This window comes from Variovorax sp. V35 (assembly GCF_041154465.1).
Lineage (GTDB): Bacteria > Pseudomonadota > Gammaproteobacteria > Burkholderiales > Burkholderiaceae_C > Variovorax > Variovorax boronicumulans.
Genome location: NZ_AP028666.1, coordinates 4088603 through 4107385, shown reverse-complemented (window position 1 = coordinate 4107385; position 18783 = coordinate 4088603). Strand labels below are relative to the sequence as shown.

Sequence of the window (18783 nt, the reverse complement as noted above, 5' to 3'; positions counted from 1 at the left end):
CGTGTTGTACTTGTGTGCTGGACGATACGGACAGCCTGCCCCGCGGGCAATTCGAAGCTTTGAATATGAGATATGGCCCAACGTGATATCCGCAGCCTGGACGTTGGCATGCTGCGGACCTTCGATGCCCTGATGCGCGAACGCAGCGTGTCGCGCGCGGCCACCAGGCTCTTCCTGAGCCAGCCGGCGGTGAGCGCTTCGCTCAACCGGCTGCGCGACACCTTTGGCGATCCGCTGTTCACGCGCACGGCCCACGGCGTGGAGCCCACCGCGCGCGCCCATGCGCTGGCCGGCCAGGTCGAGCGCGTGCTGGCCGACCTGTCGGCGATGCTGGAGCCCGGCGAGGGCTTCGAGCCGGCGTCGTCGCAGCGCATCTTCCGCATCTCGGGCAGCGACTACGCCAGCCACCTGCTGCTGCCGACGCTCGCCAACGAACTCGTGGCCTGCGGCTCGCGCATCCGCCTTCACTGGGAGACCAGCTCTTTCCTCACGCTCACCGAGCGCCTGCGCAAGGGCGACTTCGACGTGGCCGTGCTGCCGCGCCTGCAGCCGCCGAGCGATTGCGAATCGGCGCTGCTGTACGAAGACCGCTACGTGGTCGCGGTACGGCGCGGCCATCCGACGCTGAGCGAGGCGGCCACGCTCGATGCGTTCTGCGAAGCGCCGCATGTGTTCCTCGGCTACGGCAGCTCGGCGCTCGACGACCTCATCGACCAGGTGCTGGCGCGGCAGGGGCGCACGCGGAGCATGCGGGTGGCGATGACCAGCTTCGGCCAGATCGTCGACCTGCTGGCGCAGACCGACCATGTCGCCGTGCTGCCGCTGCGCGTGGCCGAGCGCTTTCGCGACCGGCTCGCGGTGCACCCGCTGCCCTTCGAGCTGCCGGGCTACCGTTCGGTCGTCTGCTGGAACCGCCGCTCGAACTCGGATGCGGGCGTGCTGTGGCTGAAGGACGCGCTGCTGCGCATCGCGCTCACTGCGCCGGCTTGAGCCTGCGCGCGAACGCTTCCAACCCGTCGATCGTGATCTGGATGTGCCGCTCGAAGCTGCTGTCGAGCGGCACGGTGGTGCCGTTGTCCCAGCGCAGGATGAAGGCCTTGTTGGCCAGCTGCGGCAGGTGGCGCGAAAGCACGGGATGGTCGAGCGGGCGGATCGTGTGGACGCGCTCGCGCAGCTCTTCGGCCCAGGCCTGCGTGTTGTCGGCAGGCAGGGGCGAGAACTCCATCGTCAGGAAGCCCAGCATCGCGGCGATCACGCAGTTGTAGGCCTCGCGCAGCGGCTCGCCGTCGAAGCCGGCCTCGGTCAGTGCCGCCAGGACGCCTTCGACCAGTTCGGTCGGCAGGCTGCCGTTGGATACCAGTTGCGCCCCGAGCAGCTGCGCCACATTGGGGTGCTGCCGCACCGCGGCGCGGCAGCGGTGGAACAGCTCGGCGATCCAGTCCTGCCAGGCGAGCGTGCCCTTGGGCGGCGTGACCTGCGCCATGACCGTGGCGGCGACTTCGGCGAGCAGGGCCTCGCGCGTGCTGACATGCCAGTGCACCGTGGCCGGGTACACGCCGAGCTGCGCCGCGATCTCGCGCATGCTGAAGGCGCCAAGGCCGTAGGCGTCGATGTGCGCCAGTGCGGCTTCGGCGATGCGCTGCTTCGACAGCGCCGCACCGCCGGCGGGGCGGCCGGCCGTCCTGGGGCGAGGCTCGGGGGCTTTTTTCTTCATGGATGCGGCCATTGTGCAGCGGGTGAATTGATTGTATTAATATTATTAATTGAGCATTGATCAATTAAACGGGCCAGGCGCTCCCGGCACGTTCCACTCTCAAAGGATGTCTCCCATGACGACCGCCATCGACCAGGCCCTGGCCCAGGCCCATCAACGCTTCACCGACGGCAACCCGGAAAGCCTGCGCCGCTTCGAGGCACAGACGCGCTACATGCCCGGCGCCAACAGCCGCTCGGTGCTGTTCTATGCGCCGTTCCCGCTCACCATCGCCAAGGGCGAGGGTGCGTCGCTCTGGGACGCGGACGGCCACCGCTACACCGACCTCATCGCCGAGTACACGGCTGGTGTCTACGGCCACTCGGCGCCCGAGATCCGCGAGGCGGTCATCGAGGCGATGCAGGGCGGCATCAACCTCACGGGCCACAACCTGCTCGAAGGCCGGCTCGCGCAGATGATCTGCGAGCGCTTCCCGCAGGTCGAGCAACTGCGCTTCACCAACTCGGGCACCGAGGCGAACCTGATGGCGCTCACGGCCGCGCTGCGCTTCACGGGGCGGCGCAAGATCGTCGTGTTCTCGGGCGGGTACCACGGCGGCGTGCTCGGCTTCGGCGACCAGCCGTCACCGACGACCGTGCCCTTCGACTTCGTCGTGCTGCCCTACAACGACGCGGACACGGCGCGCGCGCAGATCGACGCGCACGGCGCGGACATCGCCGCCATCCTGGTCGAGCCGATGCAGGGCGCGAGCGGCTGCATTCCGGGCGGGCGCGAGTTCCTGCAGACACTGCGCGACGGGGGCACGCGGGTCGGCGCGCTGCTGGTCTTCGACGAGGTGATGACGTCGCGGCTCGGGCCGCACGGGCTGGCGAACGGGCTGGGCATTCGCTCCGACCTCACGACGCTGGGCAAGTACATCGGCGGCGGCATGTCGTTTGGCGCCTTCGGTGGGCGCTCTGACGTGATGGCGCAGTTCGACCCGCGCACCGGGGCGCTTGCGCACTCGGGCACCTTCAACAACAACGTGATGACGATGGCGGCCGGCTATGCAGGCCTCACGCAGCTGTTCACGCCCGAGGCGGCAGCAGCATTGGCCGAGCGCGGCGAGGCGATGCGGTCACGGCTCAATGCGCTGTGCGAACGCGAAGGTGTCGCGATGCAGTTCACCGGCCTGGGCTCGCTCATGAATGCGCATTTCCTGCGGGGCGAGGTGCGGCGCGTGGCCGACCTGGCGGCGGTGGATGGGCGCTTGCGGCAGCTGCTGTTCTTCCACCTGCTGAGTGAGGGGGTCTACACCTCGCCGCGTGGATTCGTCGTGCTCTCGCTGCCGTTGTCGGCGCAGGATATCGACCGCTACGTCGCCGCCGTGGGCAGCTTCATCGACGCCTACCGGCCGCTGCTGCTCAGCGCGGGGTAGTGCCCGCCACGCCCAGCAACTCGTGCAGCCGCGTGCTGGTGGTCGTGTACTGCAGCGGGATCGCCTTGCCGGGGAACACCCGCGCGGCCGCGCCCCAGGCCGCCAGCGTGGCCTCGTGGAAGCCGCAGACGATGAGCTTCTTCTTGCCCGGGTAGGTGTTGATGTCGCCCACCGCGAACACGCCGGGCTCGCGGGTTTCGTACTTCTCGGTGTCGACCGGCACCTGCTTGCGTTCCAGCTCGAGGCCCCAGTCGGCGATGGGGCCCAGGCGCGGCGAAATGCCCAGGCAGGCGATCAGCGCATCGAGCGGCAGGTCGACGGTGGTGGCGTCGGGCGTGGTGATCTGCAGTTGCTTGCCGTCGAAGGTGCTCGGCTGGCCGACCCGGAAGGCCAGCTTGCCGCCGGCCACGAGGGCGCGCATGGCGGCCACGTTCGCCTCGTCGGCCTGGAAGCCGTCGCGACGGTGGACCAGCGTCACCTGCCTGGCCAGGGCCGTGAGGGCGATGGCCGTTTCGAGGGCGATGTCGTCGCCACCGTTCACCACGACCGTCTGGCCGGCGAAGCGGTCGAGCGAATCGGGGTGATAGAACAGCGTCGAGCCTTCGAATTGGGCGATGCCGTCGACGGTGATGCGCTTGGGCACGAAGGCGCCGACGCCGGCCGCGATGAACACCGTCTTCGCGAGGAAGGCGGTGCCGGCCGAGGTGGTCAGCAAGAGCCGGTCGTCGGCCTGGCGGGCCAGGGTAGAAACCTGCTCGCCGAAGTGGAATTGCGGGTTGAACGGCGCCACCTGCTGCAGCAGCGACTGCGCCAGATCGCGCCCGCTGGTGACCGGGGTGCCGGGAATGTCGTAGATCGGCTTGTGGCCATACAGCGCCACGCACTGGCCGCCCGCGGCGGGCAGCGCATCGACGATGTGGCAGGAAATCTCGAGCAGGCCCAGCTGGAAGGCCTGGAACAGGCCGACCGGACCGGCGCCGATGATCAGGGCATCAGTCTCGATGGGGGGCGCTGTCATTTACCCGTTTTTTCCAGGAATACCGCGGAACCGGCTTTGCCGGGCCGCTGGTATTGCCCCCGGCGAGGGGGTGTGCGAAGCGACACGAAGTGCGCGCAGCATGGGGGAGGGCTTACCTCACCAGCTCCGAGATCTTGCCGGTCTTGTCCTTCCACTCTTCAGCTTCGGGCAGGGCAGGCTTGCGCTTGGTGATGCTCTTCCAGCCGTCGGCCAGGGCCAGCTCGGCGTTCAGCTTGATGAAGGCGATCTGGTCGGCCGGCAGGTCTTCCTCGGCGTAGATCGCATTGACCGGGCATTCGGGGATGCAGACGGCGCAGTCGATGCATTCATCCGGGTCGATCACCAGCATGTTGGGACCTTCGCGGAAACAGTCGACGGGGCAAACGTCCACGCAGTCGGTGTATTTGCAACGGATGCAGGCTTCGGAGACGACGTGGGTCATTTGTCTTTTAGCGTCAGGAGAAGGGGCTGGAAAACCCTAGATTTTAGGCCTTTGCGGCGGGCGGCTGCACGAGCACGGCGGCGGAGGTGCGATGAGAGGCCGTATCGACCAGCACCAGCGACCCCAGCGCACGCGATTGGGCGAAGGGCAGGACGGCCAGCGGCTGCTGCAGCGCGAGCACCACATCGCCGATGGAATTGGCCTCCAGCTGGGTCGCCGGCTCGGATTCGAGGGTGGTGATGTTCACGCGATCGACGATGCGCGCCACCTTGGCCTTGACCCAGCGGTGGCCCTGCAGCGCCCAGTACACGCGGCCCGCAACCAGCGGCTCGTCGTCGAGCCAGGCCACGGTGGCGGTGATCTCGCGCACGGGCTCGAAGGCCTCGGGCGCCAGCAGCCAGTCGCCGCGCGACACGTCGAGTTCGCGGTCGAGCACGATGCCGGCGCTGTGGCCCGCATGCACGGTCTTGGGCTGGCGCGTGTGGCTCAGCACCTGCGCCACGGTGGCGGTCTGGTTGCTGGGCAGCACGGTCACGCGCTGGCCGGGCTCCACATGGCCCGAGGCGACGCGGCCCCAGAACACGCGGCGGCCCTGCGAGGTGTCGGCCGAGGCCGAGAACTTCTCGACCCACTGCACCGGGAAGGCGAAGGGCACGGCTTCGTCCTGTGCGGTCACGGGCAGGTCTTCGAGCAGCTCGAGCAGGCTCGGGCCTTCGTAGCCGACCCAGTCGGCATGGCGCGTGGCCACGTTCCAGCCCTTGAGGGCCGAGATCGGCACGATGGCCGCGACCTTCACGCCGGCCGCTTCGGCAAAGGCGTTCAGCGCGGTCGAGATGCGCTCGAAGGCGAGCGCGGCATCGTCGATGGCGTCGAGCTTGTTGACCGCGAACACGATCGACTGCACACGCAGCAGGTTGGCGAGCAGCGTGTGGCGGCGCGTCTGCGGCAGCAACTCGCGCTTGACCACGGTGCCGTCTTCGACCTCGGCGGCCCAGGCCAGCTTGGTGGCATCGACCAGCACCACGGCCGCGTCGGCGGCCGAGACGGCCGTGACCATGTTGCGCGTGTACTGCTCGTGGCCCGGCGCGTCGCCGATGATGAACTTGCGCTTGGCGGTCGAGAAGTAGCGGTAGGCCACGTCGATCGTGATGCCTTGCTCGCGCTCGGCCGAGAGGCCGTCGGTCAGCAGGGCCAGGTCGGTCTCGCCGCCGCGCTGCACGCCGGCCAGCTGGTCCTGCAGCACGGTCTTGCTGTCGACCAGCAGGCGGCCGATGAGCGTGCTCTTGCCGTCATCGACCGAGCCGCAGGTGATGAAGCGCAGGGCGGTGCCGGTGTCGCCGTGGGCGTCGGACGTGGCGGGGGTTGCGATCGTTGCGCTCATCAGAAGTAACCGTCTTTCTTGCGTTTTTCCATCGAAGCTTCGGACGTCATGTCGTCCATGCGCGTGGCGCCGCGCTCGCTGACGTCGACCGACAGCGTCTCCAGCACCACGTCGCCCGCGCCTGCGGCCAGGCTCTCGACCGGGCAGGTGGTCGTGATGTCGCCCACGGTGCGAAAGCGCACGTCGCGCACCTGCACGGTCTCGCCGTCGCGCGGCGGCGTGAGTTCGGTCACCGGCACCAGCAGGCCGCGGCGTTCGACCACTTCGCGCTTGTGCGTGTAGTAGATCGACGGCAGGCCGACGTTCTCGCGCTCGATGTATTGCCACACGTCGAGCTCGGTCCAGTTGGAGATCGGGAACACGCGGAAGTGCTCGCCGGGGGCCAGGCGCGTGTTGAACAGCGTCCACAGCTCGGGACGCTGGTCCTTGGGCTGCCACTGGCCGAAGCTGTCGCGGTGCGAAAAGATGCGCTCCTTGGCGCGGGCCTTTTCCTCGTCGCGGCGGGCGCCGCCGATCAGCGCGTCGAAGCGGAATTCTTCGATCGCCTCGAGCAGCGTCACCGACTGGTGCGCGTTGCGCGATTCGCCCGGGTGGGCCAGGCGCACGGTGCCGCGTTTCATCGAGTCTTCGACGCTGCGCACGATGAGTTCGGCGCCCAGTTCCTTCGCGCGCTGGTCGCGGTAGGCCGTCACTTCGGGGAAGTTGTGGCCCGTGTCGATCATCAGCAGCGGGTAGGGAATGCGGCCGGCGCCGAAGGCTTTTTCAGCGCACTTGAGCAGCACCAGCGAGTCCTTGCCGCCCGAGAACAGCAGGGTGGGGCGCTCGAAGGCGGCAGCCACTTCGCGCAGGATGAAAATGGTTTCTTCTTCCAGCGCGTCGAGGTGCGTGTTGGACAGGTTCGCGGGTGAATGCATGGGCGGCTGCAGCAGGTCGGCTTCGGTACGGGCGTTCATCGGATGGGTCCTGGAGGCGGAGAGCGATCGTTCAGTGCGACAGGTGCAAGCCGCATTCGCGGTTGTCCTCGCCCTTGGTCGGGTCCACGTAGTCGAAGTTGTTGGGCAGGCCGTTGGCTTCGCAGTATTCGTACAGGTCCTTGGACGACCAGTGCAGCAGCGGCGCGACCTTGATCAGGCCGTCCGGGTTGACGCTGACCGGGTCCATCTGCGCGCGCACGGCCGTGTCGGTGGCCCGCAGCGCGGTGAACCAGACCTTGGGCGCGGTCTCGCGCAGGGCGCGGGCAAAGGGCTCCAGCTTCACTTCTTCAGTGAAGGCCTCGTGGCGCGGATCGTCCAGCGCCGGCGTGGCACCTTCGACTGCTTCGCGGTGCGCGCGCGAGCGGCGCGGCAGGTAGATGTGTAGATGAAGGCCCAGGAGCTTCGTCACCTCGTCGGCAAAACGGTAGGTGGCCTCGGTGTTGTAGCCGTTGTCCATCCAGACCACCGGAACGTCCCGCTTGGCGCGCGTGACCATGTGTAGGATCACGGCCTCGAAGGGGCGGAAGTTGGTGGTGATGATCGCGGGCTGGCCCAGGCCGACGGCCCAGTCCACCAGGCCCTCGGCGTTGCGGCCGAGTTCGGTGTTGATGCGTGCAAAGTCGATGTCGGTGGCGATGCTCATGGGGCTCTCTTGTCTGCTCAGGCGCCGGCGACGAAGTGCGGCGCGGTCTTCACCGCATCGCCCTGGTAGAACGTGGCGAAGCGGTCGAACTGGCGCTGTGCGTCGGAGGCGTCCACGCCTTCCTTGAGCACGGCGCTGGAGAAACCGGTGCGTTCCATCTGCACCAGCTGGTCGATCAGCACGTCGCCCGTGGCGCGGATGTCGCCCGTGAAGCCGAGGCGGCGGCGCAGCAGGAAGGCCTGGCTGTAGGCGCGGCCGTCGGTGAACTTCGGAAAGTTCAGGTCGATGCGTTCGATGTCGGCCAGGCACACCTCGATGGCGAGCGGGTCGGCATCGTTGGCCAGTTGCAGGACCTTCGGGTCGCCGTCGTCGATGTGTTCTTCGGCAGAAAGGATGTTCAGAGTCTTCTTCATGCTGCTTCCTCCACCTTGAATCGCGCACCGTTGGCCGCGGCCTTGAACGGGTCGTGGCCCACGCGGCGCAGGGTGTCGATGAAGGTCTCGCCGTTGGCGCGGGTGTCGCGGTACGTGGTGAGCACGGCCTCGATCACGCCCGGCACTTCGGCCGCCGAGAACGAGGGGCCGACCACCTTGCCGGCCTGCGGCGCGCCGCTGAGCGCGGAGCCGTCGGAGCCGCCGAGGGTGACCTGGTACCACTCCTTGCCGTCCTTGTCGACGCCCAGGATGCCGATGTGGCCGCTGTGGTGGTGGCCGCACGAGTTGATGCAGCCGCTGATGTGCAGGTCGATCTCGCCCAGGTCGTCGAGCTCGTCGAGGTCCTGGTAGCGCTCGGTGATGGCTTCGGCGATGGGAATGGAGCGGGCGTTGGCCAGCGCGCAGAAGTCGCCGCCGGGGCAGGCGATCATGTCGGTCAGCAGCTGCACGTTGGCGCTGGCGAAACCGGCGGCGCGGGCGGCGAGCCACAGCGCGTGCAGGTCTTCGGCGTGCACCCAGGGCAGCACCACGTTCTGGTCGTGCGTCACGCGGGCTTCACCGGCCGAGAAGCGGTCGGCCAGCTCGGCGATGGTGTCGAGCTGGTCGCCCGAGGCGTCGCCGGGCGCCTGCTTCAGGCGCTTGAACGACAGCGTCACGGCGCGCAGCGCGGGGTTCTTATGGGCGTCGACGTTGCGGGCCAGCCAGCGGGCGAACATGACGTCGTCGGCGGCGTGGGCGCGCAGCTCGGCGTCGGTCTTCTCGGCGCTTTGCAGCACGCGGGTGGCCAGCGTCGGCGGCACGAAGGAGGCGGCCACGCGGTCGTACTCTTCCTGCGTGATGGTGTGCGGTGCGCCGTCGTGCTCGAGGATCTGCTTGTACTCGGCCTCGACGTCGTCGATGTAGCGCTGGCCCTCGGCCTTCACCAGGATCTTGATGCGCGCCTTGTAGATGTTGTCGCGGCGGCCATAACGGTTGTAGACCCGAATCACCGCTTCGAGGTAATTCATGATCTGCTGCCAGGGCAGGAACTCGCGCAGCACGGTGCCGATGATGGGCGTGCGGCCCATGCCGCCGCCCACCTGCACGCGGAAACCGATGTCGCCCGCTTCGTTCTTCACCACGTGCAGGCCCACGTCGTGCCAGCCGGTGGCGGCGCGGTCTTCGGTGGCGCCGGTGATGGCGATCTTGAACTTGCGCGGCAGGAAGGCGAACTCGGGGTGCAGCGTGCTCCACTGGCGCATGATTTCCGCGAACGGGCGCGGGTCGGCGATCTCGTCGACGGCGATGCCGGCACGCTCATCGCTGGTGATGTTGCGGATGCAGTTGCCGCTGGTCTGGATGCCGTGCATGTCGACCGAAGCCAGCAGGTCCATCACGTCGGCCGACTTGGCCAGCGGAATCCAGTTGTACTGGACGTTCTGGCGCGTCGTGAAGTGGGCGTAGTGGGTGGGCAGCTTGTGGCTGCCGAGCAGGCCCTGGGTCTCGATGGCCTTGCGGTAGACCTCGGCCTCGGGCTCGTCGTATTCGCGGGCGATGCGGGCCAGCACGCGCAGCTGCTTGCTCGACAGCTCGCCGTACGGCACGGCCACGCGCAGCATCGGCGCGTAGCGCTGCACGTACCAGCCGTTTTGCAGGCGCAGGGGGCGGAACTCGTCCTCGTGCAGGCGGCCCTTTTGCCAGCGTTCGAGCTGGTCTCGGAACTGGGCAGCGCGTTGGTGAACGAACTGGCGGTCGAATTCTGTGTATTGGTACATCGTGCGTGTGTGTCTTGAAGAAGTGCGGTGCCGCACGTACAACGGGGCGCCCCAGCAAGAAGCCGTGATTCTGAAAGCCCGCCTTATGGAAGCAAACTATTTTTTGGTTCGCGTCTTATGCGGATAAGCTTATTCACCAGCATCCATGCGGGTTACGAGGCGGTTGGTTGCTTATTCCGGATAAGGCGCGAAGGCCGGCGCGGGGTCGCCGGACGCTGGATTCTAGGAACCCGGAGGCACCCGCGCAGGGCGCCTACCGCAGCTTGAAGTCGAAGCCGAGGGTCTGCGGCGAGCTCAGCAGCTGCCGGGCGGCCTTGTCGGCCTGGTGCTGCGCATTGAGCCATTCCCGGGCCAGCCGGGCTTCGGTCCGGTTCAGGTTCTCGATGCCGTGGTGGCGCTCCTTCGACCAGGCCTGGAAGCACTTCACCACCCGCAGCGGATCGCCGATCTGCTCCTCGATCCGCAGCCGGTAGATGTCCGCGGCCACCATGACATCCTTCAAAGTGAAGTTCTGGCCTTTGACGTGGACCACGTAGGGGACCACATAAGAAGTTGTCCTGGCGAGATCGCTCATGCCTTCATCCGTGCCTCAAGTCGCTGCCTGTGCCGCAGATTAGCGGTGGGTATCGAAATGAAACTGAGCGTTTCTGAGCGCCGCAGCGGCGCCCGGACAGCGCCGGGCTAGCGCCGGATGAGCGTCTTGGCGTGGAAGCGGTAGCCGGCGTTGCGCGCCGTATTGATCGGCAGCACCAGCCCCGTGGCCTCGCTGACCTTGCGCCGCAGGCGGCGAATCTGCGTGTCGAGACGGCGCTGGTCGTAGCTCAGGTAGTGCTCGCCCAGCGCCTGCACGATCTGCTGGCGGCTGGCGATTTCGCCGCCGCTGCGCATCAGTTCGTGCAGCACCGTGAGGTCCTGCTCCGACAGCGCAATGGGCGCAAAACCCGGCGGCGACAGTCGGCGCGGCCCCAGCTCCAGCACCCAGGCGTCGGCCGGCACCGCGGCGGGCGAATCGCCCAGACGCCGCGACAAGGCCGCCAGCGTGGCCGCCAGTTCATCGAGGTCGGTGGTCTTCGACAGGTAGTAGTCGGCGCCGATGTCCAGCCCCGTCACGCGGTCGCGGGCGCCGCCGCGCGCCGTCAGCACGACGATGCCCAGGCGCTCGCCGCGTTCGCGCAGCTCGCGGATCAGCGACAGGCCGTCGCCGTCGGGCAGCCCGAGGTCGACCAGCGCGATGCCGTGGCGGGCCGGGTCGTAGGTGCGGTGGAAGCCTTCGAGCGACGCCTCGGCATCGACCCGGTAGCCGCTGCCGGCCAGGAACTCGCTCAACTCTTCGCGCAGCACGGCTTCATCTTCCAGCAGGATCACATCACGCATGGGAACAGGGTAGGGGCTGGTGGCCGAGGGAATCTGAGCGTTTCTAAGCGGGGCGAAGGGCGCGCAGATTTTAGGTGTGGCCTCGATAATCCGCGCCCATGAAACGCCTTGCTCGGTGCCTGTGGCGGTGCGGTTGTCTTGCCGTGCTGGGCCTTCTCTTTTCCACCGCGGCCGCCGCCGGCGTGCTCCGGCTGAACCCGTTGGCGAGCGTCGACAGCCACGGCCAGTTGTCGATGCTGCGAGACCCCGAAGGGCGCCTCAGCGCTGACGAAGCCGCCGCCGCCCCGGGCTGGAAGGCCTTGCCCGGGGCCGTGAATGCGGGCTTCACGCGCGACGCCGTGTGGATCAAGCTCGAGGTGCAGCGCCCGGCCGACGCGCCGCAGCAGCGGTGGCTGGCGCAGTTCAGGAACGCGCTGCTCGACGACGTGCGGCTGTACCGCCGGGACGACACCGGCCGCTGGCAACTGGCCGTGCAGTCCGGCGAAGACATCGGCCGCGAGCACTGGCCGGTGGACGCACGCAACGTGCAGTTGCCGCTCACGCTGGAGAGCACCGAGCCCACGCCGCTGCTGCTGCGCCTGCAGTCGCGTAACGCCATGTCGACCACCATCGGCTTTGCCGCGCCCGAGGTCTACGCGGGTACCGCGCGGCGCGAGTACCTCTTCTACGGTCTGGGCTTCGGATTCGGCCTGATGCTGCTCGCCTTTCACACGCTGTTCTGGCAGATGACGCGCGAGCGCTTGAGCGCCTGGTACCTGGTCTACGTGGCGAACGCGCTGCTGGTCGAGTTCCTGACGGCCGGGCTGCCGCAGCAGCTGCTGGCCATGCCCGCGCGGCTGTCCGACCTGCTGCTGAGCCTGTCGATCTGCGCTGGCGTGGCCATCGGCATCCGCTTCGCCGGCATGCAGCTGGGCACCGACCTGCAGTGGCCGCGCTTCACCCGCGTGGCGGTGCGCGTGGTGGGCCTCGTGAGCGCCATCGCGGTGGCGCTGGTGCTGGCCGGCGCCAACGGCCTGGCCATGCAGGCGGTGCAGGGGACGGCGATGCTGTGCATCGTCTACCTGATCGCCGCCGCGCTGTGGTTGCTGCCGCGCGACCAGGGCCAGGCGCGGGCCTTTCTCGTCATCTTCGGCATCTACTACGTGGGCGTGATGGTGAGCTTCCTGCGCAACCAGGGCTGGCTGCCGGCCGGCGCCTGGACCGACAACGCGACCGCCGTGGGCACGCTGCTGCACCTGCTGCTCATGAGCATGCGGTTGAACCGCCGCTACGACCAGCTGCGCCGCGAGAAGGAAGCCGCGCAAGCGCGCCTGGTGCACGTGGTCGGCCGCCAGAACGACCGGCTGGAAGACGAGGTGCGCAAGCGCACGGCCGACCTGCGCGGCGAGATCGAGCAGCGCCAGCGCCTCGAGGTCGACCTGCGCGCCGCGCTGGAAACCGAGCGCCGCGCCAAGCAGTCGCAGGTGGATTTCGTCGCCATGGTGTCGCACGAGTTCCGCACGCCGCTGGCGATCATCCATACCACCGCGCAGCAGATCGCGAAGAACCTCGATGCCGCGCGCGAGAAGACCCTGGCGCGCTGCCTCAACCTGCGCGCCGCCGCGCAGCGCATGACCGCGCTGGTCGACGAGTACCTGACCTCCGATCGCATGGAAGCCGGCCAGACGCCGTTCCAGCCGCGCCCTTGCGAGCGCGATGAACTGCTGGAGCTGTTCGAGGACCTGGTGGCCGACTGGCCCGACGGCCGCGTCGTGTGGCAGGGCAGCCACCTGCCGTCGCAGCTGGTGTGCGACCCCGGCCTGCTGCGCGTGGCGCTGCGCAACCTGCTGGCCAACGCCGACCGTCACACGCCGGCCGGCCGCGCGATCGTGCTCGACGTGGTGCCGGCGGGACCGGATGGGGAGGGCGGCCTGAACATCCGCGTGAGCAACCCCGGCGACACGATCCCGCACGACGAGGTGCCGAGGCTGTTCGAGAAGTACTTCCGCGGCCGCCAGGCGGCGCGCTCACCGGGCGCCGGGCTGGGCCTGTACCTCGTGCACCAGATCGCCGAGCTGCACCAGGGCCAGGCCCGGCTCGACAGCGCCGGGCAGGACGGCCACGTGCGCTTCAGCCTCGCGCTGCCTTGAAGTGCCTTGAAGGCGCGCGGCCTCAGCGCAACATCGACGACATCGCCGAACAGCAGTTCAGCATGCGCACCGCCGACTCCACTGTTTCAGCGCTGAAGCGCAGCGTCACGCCATCGACGCGCTCGAAGCTCGGCCACTGGCAGAACAGGTCGGCCATCATCGGCGACTGGGTGCGCAGCGTGACCACCTGCGGGCCCTGGAAGACCAGCGGACGTGCATGGGCACGCGCGGCCAGCCCTTCGATCACGCCGGCACGGATCGCCTGGCGCGATTGCTCCGGCGAGAGCGACACGCCGCTGTTGAAGCCGGTCGCCTTCTTGGTCTGCACGAAGCTCGCATGCGGAAAGAGCGCCCGGTTCTCGGAGATGAACACGTCGTCGCCGCTGGCCATCACCACCGGCACGCCGTACTCGCCGGCCAGCGCGCCGTAGATTCCGGCTTCGCCGAGTTCCTGGTCGCCCAGCCGGATGCCCGCGAAGGCAAAGCCGTTGATCGTGTGTGCGAGGATGCCGCGCCCCTGCGCGCGCGAGTGGTAGCCCACCATGCACAGCGCGTCCACGCCTTCTTCCACGCCGGCCACCATGCTCAGGTAGCGCGGCTTGCCCTGCACGACGCGGGCGCGTGCATCGAGCACGTCGGGTGGCATGTTGCGAAAGCCGCCGTGCGAGTCGTTCACCAGCACCTCGGTGGCACCGGCGTCGAAGGCGCCGGCAATCGCGGCGTTGGCCTCCTGCGCCATCAGCACGCGGGCGCGTTCGTACTCGGGGTTGCCCTGGCGCGCCTGCTCGTGGTGGTAGACGCCTGCAACGCCTTCGATGTCGGTGGAGATCAGGACTTTCATGAACGTGTGTTTCAGGCGAGAGGTGAAAGGGAAGACGCCGGCAGCAGTTCGCCGAGCGCCGCGCGGTGGTTGCCGTCGCGGCCCGTGACCGGCGTGGCGCGCCACAGCGCATGAAGTATGGCCTGCTCGGTGCTGTCGGCCGCGGCCTGGAACAGCCCGTCGAGCAGGGTGTCGTGCAGCATCGCCACGGCCGGCATGGGCCGGTCCGAGCGGTCGGGGATCGTGTAGGCGGTCGAAAAGGCCAGCACGAGGTCGCCGCTGCCGTGGCCGTAGACCGAGCCGGTGCGGGCCAGCCCCGCGCCCGCGCGCAGTGCCAGGCGGCGCAGCTGGCGTGCGTCGAGCGGCGCGTCGGTGGCGACGACGATGATGATCGAGCCCTTCTCGGGCTCCGACGCTTCCTTCGCTGCCTGCAGCGCCGCGAGCCGTTCGCCTACCGCGTGCCCGGCCAGCACCAGCTGCGGCTGGCGCCCGTAGTTCGCGAGCACCAGCGTGCCCACCGTGTGGGTCGTCCCGTCGGCCATCGCCACGCGGCGCGACGCGCTGCCGATGCCGCCCTTGAGCTGGAAGCTGGACATGCCGCGCCCCGCGCCGACCGAGCCCTGTTCGAAATCGACCCCGGCGGCGTCGAGCGCCAGCAGGTAGTCGGCCTCGGTCACGGCCAGCCGCTGGATGTCGTTGAGAAAACCGTCGTTGCACTCGAAGACCAGCGGGTTCACCGTGGGCAGCGCGCGGCCGGTCTCGGGGTTGGCTGCCGCGCAATGGCGGATCTGCGCCGTGGCCACGGTGCCGACCGAGAAGGTGTTGGTCAGCGCGATCGGCGTTTCCAGCACGCCGAGTTCGGCCAGCTGCACCAGCCCCACGCTCTTGCCGAAGCCGTTGAGCACCACGGCCGCGGCCGGCACCTTGTCGCGGAACGGGTCGCTCGCGTGCGGGCGGATCACGGTCACGCCGGTCTGCACCGGGCCGTCGGCCAGCGTGCGGTGGCCGACCGTGACGCCCGCGACGTCGGTGATGGCGTCGCGCGTGCCCGCAGGCAGGGTGCCGATGAAGGGCAGGGAGGTCGTCGAAGCCATGAAGAGAGAAAAAGAAGAACGGGCTTACTGGCGGTCGATCTTCGGATCGAGCGCGTCGCGCAGCGCATCGCCCAGCAGGTTGAAGGCCAGCACGGTGAAGAAGATGGCCAGGCTGGGGAACAGCGCCACGTGCGGCGAGGTCACCATGTCGGCGCGGGCTTCGTTGAGCATTGCGCCCCATTCGGGCGTCGGCGGCTGCGCGCCCATGCCCAGGAACGAGAGGCTGGCTGCCGTGATGATCGAGGTGCCCACGCGCATCGAGAAGTACACGACGATCGACGAGATCGTGCCCGGCAGAATGTGCCGCACGATGATGGTCCAGTCGGACGCGCCGATGCTGCGCTCGGCCTCGATGTAGGTCTGCTGCTTGAGCACCAGCGTGTTGCCACGCACCAGGCGCGCAAAGGCCGGCACGCTGAACACCGACACCGCCACCACCACGTTGGTCATGCTGCTGCCCAGGATGGCCACCACGCCCAGCGCCAGCAGGATGCCGGGGAAGGCGAACAGCACGTCCGAGATGCGCATCACGATGCGGTCCCACCAGCCTTCGTAGTAGCCGGCCAGCAGGCCGAAGGCCGTGCCGATGATGCCGCCCACCAGCACCGACAAAAAGCCGGCCGCCAGCGAGATGCGCGTGCCCGCCAGGATGCGGCTGAAGATGTCGCGGCCCAGCGGATCGACGCCGAACCAGTGCGTGGCCGAGGGCCCGCTGTTCAGCATGTCGTAGTCGAAGAAGTTCTCGGGATCGAAGGGCACGATCCACGGTGCGAACACCGCGATCACCACCAACAGCAGCACGAAGATGGCCGCCACGATGCCCACGGGCTGCTTCTTGAAACGGCGCCAGCATTCGCCCCAGGGCGTGCGGACCTTGCCGGCGGTCAGCGCAACGGCAACGGGGGACAGGGGAACGATGGATTCGGCAGACACGCCGGTAGCTTGCGTCATGGCTGCGTTCTCACTTGTAGCGGATGGTCGGGTTGATGTAGCCGTACAGCACATCGACCACGAGGTTGATCAGGATGAATTCGAGCGAGAACAGCAGCACCAGCGTCTGGATCACGGGGTAGTCGCGCATCTGCACGGCATCGACCAGCAGGCGGCCCAGGCCGGGCCAGTTGAACACCGCCTCCACAAGGATGGAGCCGCCCAGCAGGAAGCCGAACTGCAGGCCCATCATCGTGACCACCGGGATCAGCGCGTTGCGCAGCGTGTGCTTGAACACCACGCTGGTTTCGTGCACGCCCTTGGCGCGCGCGGTGCGCACGAAGTCTTCCTGGATCACTTCGACGAAGGAAGCGCGCGTGAAGCGCGCCATCACGGCCGCGACGGCCGCGCCCAGCGTGATCGAGGGCAGGATGTAGTGCTGCCAGGTCGCGGCGCCCACCGTGGGGAGCCAGCCCAGCTGCACCGAGAAGATCTGCATGAGCAGCATGCCCAGTGCAAATGCGGGGAATGAGATGCCCGACACCGCCAGCGTCATGCCGATGCGGTCGGGCCATTTGTTGCGGTACACCGCCGACACGATGCCGATCCCCATGCCGAAGATCACCGCCCACACCATGCTGGTGATGGTCAGCATCACCGTCGGGAAGAAGCGCTCGGCAATCTCCGTCGACACCGGCCGCCGCGTGCGGATCGAGGTGCCGAAGTCGCCTTGCACCATGTGGGTGAAGAAGCTCACGAACTGCTGCGGCAGCGGCTTGTCCAGCCCCAGCTCAGCGCGCACCATGGCCACGGTCTGCTCGTCGGCATCCTGGCCGGCGGCAAGGCGCGCCGGGTCGCCGGGGAGCATGTGGACGAACAGGAACACCAGCACTGCCACGATGAGCAGTGTCGGGATCAGGCCCAACAGTCGTTTGAGGAAGTAATTCAGCATGGGGAACGGGCAGTCAAGTCCTCATTCGGGGAACACCGCGGAACCGGCTTTGCCGGGCCGCAGGTGTTGCCCCCGGTGAGGGGGTTGGCGTAGCGACACGAAGTGCGCGCAGCCTGGGGGAGGTCTTAGTTGGATACCGACATGGCATCGATGTTGATGTTCGCGTCGGGCATCACGAACACACCCGACAGGCGCTTGGCGTGCGCCGACAGGTTCTGCTCGGTGACCAGCGGCACGCGCGGCAGGTCCTTGCGGATCTCGTCCTGCGCGGTCTTGTACAGCGCGGCCTTTTCCTTGTCGTCCACCGTCACGAGCGCCTTGGCGATCGCGGCGTCGACCACGTCGCTCTTGTAGAACGACATGTTGTTGAGCTTGGGCGCCCACGACTCGGAAGCGAACAGCGGACGCAGGCCCCAGTCGGCTTCACCGGTCGACGACGACCAGCCCGTGTAGTACATGCGGACCTTGGCCGTCTTCGGATCGGGCCAGGCGTCGACCTGCTCGGTGCGCTGGCCCACTTCGAGCGCCTGCACCTGCAGCTTGATGCCCACCTGTGCGAGCTGCTGCTGCACGAACTGGATCGTCTTCTGGCTGGTCGTGTTGTTGTAGGCGCTCCACAGCACCGACTCGAAGCCGTTGGGGTAGCCGGCCTCGGTCAGCAGTTGCTTGGCCTTCTTCACGTCGTAGGGAATGGGCGCCATCTTCTCGGCGAACTTCACGCCCTGGGGCATCACGCCCTGCGCGGGGAAGGCGTAGCCGCCGAAGGCGACCTTCGACAGCGCTTCCTTGTTGATGGCGTAGCCGATGGCTTCGCGCACCTTCGGGTTGTCATACGGCTTCTGCAGCATGTTGAAAGCCAGGAAGCGCGTGATGATCGAGGGCGAGGCCACCACTTCGAGCTTGTCGCTCTTCTTCAGCAGCTCGGCCTGCTCGTAGGGAATGGGGAAGGCGAAGTCGGCTTCGCCGGTCTGCAGCATCGCGGCGCGCGTGTTGTTCTCGAGCACCGGCTTCCATTGCAGGTTGTCGACCTTCGGGTAGCCCTTCTTCCAGTAGCCGTCGAACTTCTTGGCCTTCACGGCGTCGGTCTGCTTCCACTCGACGAACTCGAAGGGGCCGGTGCCCACGGGGTGGAAGGCGATGTCCTTGTTGCCCCACTTCTTCAGCGCGGTGGGCGAGATCATGGCGGCCGAAGCGTGGGCCAGCGAGTTGATGAAGGGGCCGAAGGGCTCCTTCAGCGTGATGCGCACGGTGGTCGGGTTCACGGCCTCGACCTTGCCCACGCGGTTGAACTGGTTGTAGCGCAGGAGCTTGTTGTCCTGGTTCAGCACGCGGTCGAGCGTGACCTTCACGGCTTCGGCGTTGAAGTCGGTGCCGTCGTGGAACTTGACGCCGCTGCGCAGCTTGATGGTGTAGACCAGGCCGTCCTTGGACACGTCGTAGCTCTCGGCGAGCACGTTCTGCACCTTCAGGTCCTTGTCGAACTGGAACAGGCCTTCATAGAAGGTCTTGGTCACGGCCGTGGTGATGGTCGTGTTGGTGTTGTACGGGTCCAGCGTTTCCGGCTGGTAGCCGATGGCCAGCACCACGTCTTTGGCAGCCAGTGCCGAGCCCGAGGCGGCGAGCGCGGCCAGGCCCAGCAGTGCGGATGCCCAGCGCAGGGAGGAAGAAGATTGCTTCATGGAAGAACTCCAGTCGGTTCGTGGAAAA

At 67.8% G+C, this 18783-nt stretch carries 18 protein-coding genes; 3 read left to right on the top strand and 15 right to left on the bottom strand.

All coding sequences use genetic code 11. From position 1 onward, the window contains the following. Window positions 1-72: 72 nt before the first annotated feature. Window positions 73-990 carry a LysR family transcriptional regulator gene (locus ACAM42_RS19085; protein WP_369629034.1) on the top strand — a complete coding sequence of 306 codons (918 nt, stop codon included), beginning with the start codon at window positions 73-75 and terminating at the stop codon, window positions 988-990. On the opposite strand, the gene ACAM42_RS19080 is transcribed toward ACAM42_RS19085, so the two are convergent. Beyond that, window positions 974-1714, bottom strand: coding sequence for a TetR/AcrR family transcriptional regulator (locus ACAM42_RS19080; RefSeq protein ID WP_369629033.1), 741 nt, complete (start codon window positions 1712-1714; stop codon window positions 974-976). The two genes, ACAM42_RS19085 and ACAM42_RS19080, sit on opposite strands and share 17 nt — an antisense overlap. 115 nt (window positions 1715-1829) lie before the next feature. Here ACAM42_RS19080 and ACAM42_RS19075 point away from each other — a divergent pair, with 115 nt between their 5' ends. Then, on the top strand, window positions 1830-3131 hold the full coding sequence (locus ACAM42_RS19075; RefSeq protein WP_369629032.1) for an aspartate aminotransferase family protein: 1302 nt from the start codon (window positions 1830-1832) through the stop codon (window positions 3129-3131). On the opposite strand, the gene ACAM42_RS19070 is transcribed toward ACAM42_RS19075, so the two are convergent. The 9 genes from ACAM42_RS19070 to ACAM42_RS19030 form a co-directional block, all read right to left on the bottom strand. Further along, complete coding sequence (locus ACAM42_RS19070; RefSeq protein WP_369629031.1) at window positions 3118-4149, bottom strand: NAD(P)/FAD-dependent oxidoreductase; 1032 nt, start codon at window positions 4147-4149, stop codon at window positions 3118-3120. The genes ACAM42_RS19075 and ACAM42_RS19070 overlap by 14 nt on opposite strands. A gap of 112 nt (window positions 4150-4261) precedes the next feature. After that, on the bottom strand, window positions 4262-4591 hold the full coding sequence (gene fdxA / locus ACAM42_RS19065) for a ferredoxin FdxA (protein WP_062472491.1): 330 nt from the start codon (window positions 4589-4591) through the stop codon (window positions 4262-4264). 43 nt (window positions 4592-4634) lie between these two features. Next, entirely contained in the window at window positions 4635-5972 is a 1338-nt protein-coding gene (locus ACAM42_RS19060) for a sulfate adenylyltransferase subunit 1 (protein ID WP_369629030.1), read from the bottom strand. Beyond that, window positions 5972-6925 carry a sulfate adenylyltransferase subunit CysD gene (gene cysD / locus ACAM42_RS19055; RefSeq protein WP_369629029.1) on the bottom strand — a complete coding sequence of 318 codons (954 nt, stop codon included), beginning with the start codon at window positions 6923-6925 and terminating at the stop codon, window positions 5972-5974. The genes ACAM42_RS19060 and cysD overlap by 1 nt, the downstream gene beginning before the upstream one ends. A gap of 31 nt (window positions 6926-6956) precedes the next feature. Further along, window positions 6957-7589, bottom strand: coding sequence for a phosphoadenosine phosphosulfate reductase family protein (locus tag ACAM42_RS19050; protein ID WP_369629028.1), 633 nt, complete (start codon window positions 7587-7589; stop codon window positions 6957-6959). Window positions 7590-7606: 17 nt separating this feature from the next. Next, window positions 7607-8002, bottom strand: a complete 396-nt coding sequence (locus ACAM42_RS19045) for a DUF934 domain-containing protein (protein ID WP_062472499.1) — start codon at window positions 8000-8002, stop codon at window positions 7607-7609. After that, window positions 7999-9777: a nitrite/sulfite reductase gene (locus ACAM42_RS19040; protein WP_307692958.1), complete on the bottom strand. Its 1779-nt coding sequence runs from the start codon at window positions 9775-9777 to the stop codon at window positions 7999-8001. Before ACAM42_RS19040 ends, ACAM42_RS19045 begins: the two co-directional genes overlap by 4 nt. Window positions 9778-10030: 253 nt before the next feature. Further along, the gene (locus ACAM42_RS19035; protein ID WP_369629027.1) at window positions 10031-10351 is read right to left on the bottom strand and encodes a hypothetical protein; all 321 of its coding nucleotides are present in this window, start codon (window positions 10349-10351) and stop codon (window positions 10031-10033) included. Window positions 10352-10458: 107 nt separating this feature from the next. Next, a complete protein-coding gene (locus ACAM42_RS19030) occupies window positions 10459-11151 on the bottom strand; it encodes a response regulator transcription factor (protein WP_101491797.1) in 693 nt (230 codons plus the stop codon). 143 nt (window positions 11152-11294) lie between these two features. Between ACAM42_RS19030 and ACAM42_RS19025 the strand changes: the two genes are divergently transcribed. Beyond that, entirely contained in the window at window positions 11295-13280 is a 1986-nt protein-coding gene (locus ACAM42_RS19025; RefSeq protein ID WP_369629026.1) for a 7TM-DISM domain-containing protein, read from the top strand. Window positions 13281-13302: 22 nt separating this feature from the next. Here the strand turns inward: ACAM42_RS19025 and ACAM42_RS19020 are convergent, their stop codons facing one another. From ACAM42_RS19020 to gsiB, 5 genes are all read right to left on the bottom strand, one after another. Further along, window positions 13303-14121, bottom strand: a complete 819-nt coding sequence (locus ACAM42_RS19020) for a M55 family metallopeptidase (protein WP_369629025.1) — start codon at window positions 14119-14121, stop codon at window positions 13303-13305. A gap of 11 nt (window positions 14122-14132) precedes the next feature. Continuing rightward, window positions 14133-15194: a P1 family peptidase gene (locus ACAM42_RS19015; protein ID WP_369629024.1), complete on the bottom strand. Its 1062-nt coding sequence runs from the start codon at window positions 15192-15194 to the stop codon at window positions 14133-14135. A gap of 24 nt (window positions 15195-15218) precedes the next feature. Further along, complete coding sequence (gsiD, locus tag ACAM42_RS19010; RefSeq protein WP_070060869.1) at window positions 15219-16145, bottom strand: glutathione ABC transporter permease GsiD; 927 nt, start codon at window positions 16143-16145, stop codon at window positions 15219-15221. Window positions 16146-16155: 10 nt separating this feature from the next. Next, a complete protein-coding gene (gene gsiC / locus ACAM42_RS19005; protein WP_062472516.1) occupies window positions 16156-17076 on the bottom strand; it encodes a glutathione ABC transporter permease GsiC in 921 nt (306 codons plus the stop codon). Window positions 17077-17201: 125 nt separating this feature from the next. Then, a complete protein-coding gene (gene gsiB / locus ACAM42_RS19000) occupies window positions 17202-18755 on the bottom strand; it encodes a glutathione ABC transporter substrate-binding protein GsiB (protein ID WP_159276734.1) in 1554 nt (517 codons plus the stop codon). Window positions 18756-18783: the final 28 nt, after the last annotated feature.

Excerpts from the sequence above, each read along its gene's own strand:
- ACAM42_RS19085 (WP_369629034.1), top strand. The coding sequence starts at position 73 with ATGGCCCAACGTGATATCCGCAGCCTGGACGTTGGCATGCTGCGGACC.
- ACAM42_RS19080 (WP_369629033.1), bottom strand. The coding sequence starts at position 1,714 with ATGAAGAAAAAAGCCCCCGAGCCTCGCCCCAGGACGGCCGGCCGCCCC.
- ACAM42_RS19075 (WP_369629032.1), top strand. The coding sequence starts at position 1,830 with ATGACGACCGCCATCGACCAGGCCCTGGCCCAGGCCCATCAACGCTTC.
- ACAM42_RS19070 (WP_369629031.1), bottom strand. The coding sequence starts at position 4,149 with ATGACAGCGCCCCCCATCGAGACTGATGCCCTGATCATCGGCGCCGGT.
- fdxA (WP_062472491.1), bottom strand. The coding sequence starts at position 4,591 with ATGACCCACGTCGTCTCCGAAGCCTGCATCCGTTGCAAATACACCGAC.
- ACAM42_RS19060 (WP_369629030.1), bottom strand. The coding sequence starts at position 5,972 with ATGAGCGCAACGATCGCAACCCCCGCCACGTCCGACGCCCACGGCGAC.
- cysD (WP_369629029.1), bottom strand. The coding sequence starts at position 6,925 with ATGAACGCCCGTACCGAAGCCGACCTGCTGCAGCCGCCCATGCATTCA.
- ACAM42_RS19050 (WP_369629028.1), bottom strand. The coding sequence starts at position 7,589 with ATGAGCATCGCCACCGACATCGACTTTGCACGCATCAACACCGAACTC.
- ACAM42_RS19045 (WP_062472499.1), bottom strand. The coding sequence starts at position 8,002 with ATGAAGAAGACTCTGAACATCCTTTCTGCCGAAGAACACATCGACGAC.
- ACAM42_RS19040 (WP_307692958.1), bottom strand. The coding sequence starts at position 9,777 with ATGTACCAATACACAGAATTCGACCGCCAGTTCGTTCACCAACGCGCT.
- ACAM42_RS19035 (WP_369629027.1), bottom strand. The coding sequence starts at position 10,351 with ATGAGCGATCTCGCCAGGACAACTTCTTATGTGGTCCCCTACGTGGTC.
- ACAM42_RS19030 (WP_101491797.1), bottom strand. The coding sequence starts at position 11,151 with ATGCGTGATGTGATCCTGCTGGAAGATGAAGCCGTGCTGCGCGAAGAG.
- ACAM42_RS19020 (WP_369629025.1), bottom strand. The coding sequence starts at position 14,121 with ATGAAAGTCCTGATCTCCACCGACATCGAAGGCGTTGCAGGCGTCTAC.
- ACAM42_RS19015 (WP_369629024.1), bottom strand. The coding sequence starts at position 15,194 with ATGGCTTCGACGACCTCCCTGCCCTTCATCGGCACCCTGCCTGCGGGC.
- gsiD (WP_070060869.1), bottom strand. The coding sequence starts at position 16,145 with ATGACGCAAGCTACCGGCGTGTCTGCCGAATCCATCGTTCCCCTGTCC.
- gsiC (WP_062472516.1), bottom strand. The coding sequence starts at position 17,076 with ATGCTGAATTACTTCCTCAAACGACTGTTGGGCCTGATCCCGACACTG.
- gsiB (WP_159276734.1), bottom strand. The coding sequence starts at position 18,755 with ATGAAGCAATCTTCTTCCTCCCTGCGCTGGGCATCCGCACTGCTGGGC.